The sequence below is a fragment of the Fructilactobacillus sp. X3R5C2 genome (assembly GCF_059901175.1).
This window is the reverse complement of sequence record NZ_JBWXVC010000010.1, coordinates 1-3,258: the sequence shown is the minus strand read 5'-3', so window position 1 is coordinate 3,258 and position 3,258 is coordinate 1. Positions and strand designations below refer to the sequence as shown.

Here is a 3,258-nt window from a genome sequence, read left to right as displayed (position 1 = left end):
ACTTTGTTCTTTGAAAACTAGATAATATTATTTTCTGTATTAATTATATTTTAATTATAATTTTAACCGAGAAATAACCACTACGTTATTTGAGTTTTTTAAAATAGTTTAAATCGCAAATACTCAATAACTTACATCACGAAGTGATGCAGGTTAAGTTATTAAGGGCGCATGGTGAATGCCTTGGTACTAGGAGCCGATGAAGGACGGAACTAACACCGATATGCTTCGGGGAGCTGTACGTAAGCTTTGATCCGGAGATTTCCGAATGGGGAAACCCAATCATCTTAGTCGATGATTGCACGACAGTGAATTCATAGCTGCCGTGCGGTAGACGCGGGGAACTGAAACATCTAAGTACCCGCAGGAGTAGAAAAAAATTTCGATTCCCTCAGTAGCGGCGAGCGAACGGGGAACAGCCCAAACCGATCAGTTTACTGGTCGGGGTTGTAGGACTGAACATTTGAGTTACAAAAGAATCTGATAGTCGAATCAGTTGGGAAGCTGAACCATAGATGGTGATAGCCCAGTAGACGAAATCAGGTTCCCTCAGTTCAGGATCCTGAGTACGGCGACACACGTGAAACGTCGTCGGAAGCCGGGAGGACCATCTCCCAAGGCTAAATACTACCTAGTGACCGATAGTGAACCAGTACCGTGAGGGAAAGGTGAAAAGCACCCCGGAAGGGGAGTGAAATAGTTCCTGCAACCATGTGCCTACAAGCAGTTAGAGCCCGTTTAAGGGTGATAGCGTGCCTCTTGTAGAATGAACCGGCGAGTTATAGTTGCATGCAAGGTTAAGTTGAAAAAGCGGAGCCGAAGCGAAAGCGAGTCTGAATAGGGCGTTGAAGTATGTTGCCATAGACCCGAAACCAGGTGATCTATCCATGTCCAGGATGAAAGTGCGGTAATACGCACCGGAGGTCCGAACCCGTGTACGTTGAAAAGTGCTGGGATGAGGTGTGGATAGCGGTGAAATTCCAAACGAACTTGGAGATAGCTGGTTCTCTCCGAAATAGCTTTAGGGTTAGCCTCGGAGTTTAGAATCATGGAGGTAGAGCCACTGTTTGGACAAGGGGTCCGTCTTGGATTACTAAGTTCAGATAAACTCCGAATACCATTGATTTATATCCGGGAGTCAGACGATGAGTGATAAGATCCATCGTCGAAAGGGGAACAGCCCAGACCGCCAGTTAAGGTCCCTAAATATATGCTAAGTGGAAAAGGCAGTGGAGTTGCATAGACAACTAGGATGTTGGCTCAGAAGCAGCCACCATTTAAAGAGTGCGTAATAGCTCACTAGTCGAGTGATTCTGCGCCGAAAATTTACCGGGGCTAAGCATATTACCGAGACTGCGGACGCGACTTTGTCGCGTGATAGGAGAGCGTTCTAAGGGCAATGAAGCTAGACCGTAAGGACTAGTGGAGCGCTTAGAAGTGAGAATGCCGGTATGAGTAGCGAAAAATCAGTGAGAATCTGATTCACCGAATGACTAAGGTTTCCTGGGGAAGGCTCGTCCACCCAGGGTTAGTCGGGACCTAAGTCGAGGCCGAGAGGCGTAGACGATGGATAACAGGTTGAGATTCCTGTACTAGTTATTAACGTTTGAGTGATGGAGGAACGCAGAAGGCTAAGTTGTGCATCCTGATGGAGATGGATGTTCAAGTCGTAAGTCAGGTCAAGAGAGAAATGCTTTTGATCGAGTTGACAAGCGACGATGAGGACCGAAATTATAGTAGGGAAGCAACTGATGTCACGCTGCCGAGAAAAGCTTCTAGCGAGTTAATAACTACCCGTACCGCAAACCGACACAGGTAGTCGAGGAGAGTATCCTCAGGTGAGCGAGAGAACTCTCGTTAAGGAACTCGGCAAAATGACCCCGTAACTTCGGAAGAAGGGGTGCTGTCCTAACGGACAGCCGCAGTGAAGAGGCCCAGACGACTGTTTATCAAAAACACAGGTTTCTGCAAAATCGTAAGATGACGTATAGGGGCTGACGCCTGCCCGGTGCTGGAAGGTTAAGTGGAAGAGTTAGCTTCGGCGAAGCTCCGAAATGAAGCCCCAGTAAACGGCGGCCGTAACTATAACGGTCCTAAGGTAGCGAAATTCCTTGTCGGGTAAGTTCCGACCCGCACGAAAGGCGTAACGATCTGGGCACTGTCTCAACGAGAGACTCGGTGAAATTAAGATACCTGTGAAGAAGCAGGTTACCCGCGACAGGACGGAAAGACCCCATGGAGCTTTACTGTAGCTTGATATTGGGTGTTTGCACAGCTTGTACAGGATAGGTAGGAGCCATTGAAACCGGAGCGCTAGCTTCGGCGGAGGCGTCATTGGGATACTACCCTTGCTATGTGAACACTCTAACCCTGAGCACTCAACGTGCTCGGAGACAGTGTCTGGTTGGCAGTTTGACTGGGGCGGTCGCCTCCTAAATAGTAACGGAGGCGCCCAAAGGTTCCCTCAGAATGGTTGGAAATCATTCAAAGAGTGTAAAGGCAGAAGGGAGCTTGACTGCGAGACATACAGGTCGAGCAGGGACGAAAGTCGGGCTTAGTGATCCGGTGGTACCATATGGAAGGGCCATCGCTCAACGGATAAAAGCTACCCTGGGGATAACAGGCTTATCTCCCCCAAGAGTTCACATCGACGGGGAGGTTTGGCACCTCGATGTCGGCTCATCGCATCCTGGGGCTGTAGTTGGTCCCAAGGGTTGGGCTGTTCGCCCATTAAAGCGGTACGCGAGCTGGGTTCAGAACGTCGTGAGACAGTTCGGTCCCTATCCGTCGCGGGCGCAGGAAATTTGAGAGGAGCTATCCCTAGTACGAGAGGACCGGGATGGACATACCGCTGGTGTACCAGTTGCGCCGCCAGGCGCACAGCTGGGTAGCTATGTATGGATGAGATAAACGCTGAAAGCATCTAAGTGTGAAACTCGCCTCGAGATGAGATTTCCCATTCCTTTATGGAAGTAAGACCCCTGAAAGATGATCAGGTAGATAGGTTAGAAGTGGAAGCGTAGTGATACGTGAAGCGGACTAATACTAATCGGTCGAGGACTTAACCAAGCAAAAAGAAGTGGAAGTTAATCGGGCAGAGAAGATATTATCTAGTTTTGAGAGAACGAAGTTCTTTCTAAGTGTGGTGGCGAAAGCCTGAAGGATACACCTGTTCCCATGCCGAACACAGAAGTTAAGCTTCAGCACGCCAAGAGTAGTTGGGGGATCGCCCCCTGCAAGGGTAGGACGTTGCCACGC

Annotated in this window: 2 rRNA genes; both read left to right on the top strand. The window is 49.0% G+C overall.

The window, feature by feature from the left end:
* Positions 1–151 precede the first annotated feature (151 nt).
* Positions 152–3,069: ribosomal RNA gene (locus tag AC6UD4_RS07180) — 23S ribosomal RNA — on the top strand.
* A 72-nt stretch (positions 3,070–3,141) separates the two neighbouring features.
* Positions 3,142–3,258, top strand: a 5S ribosomal RNA gene (gene rrf, locus AC6UD4_RS07175).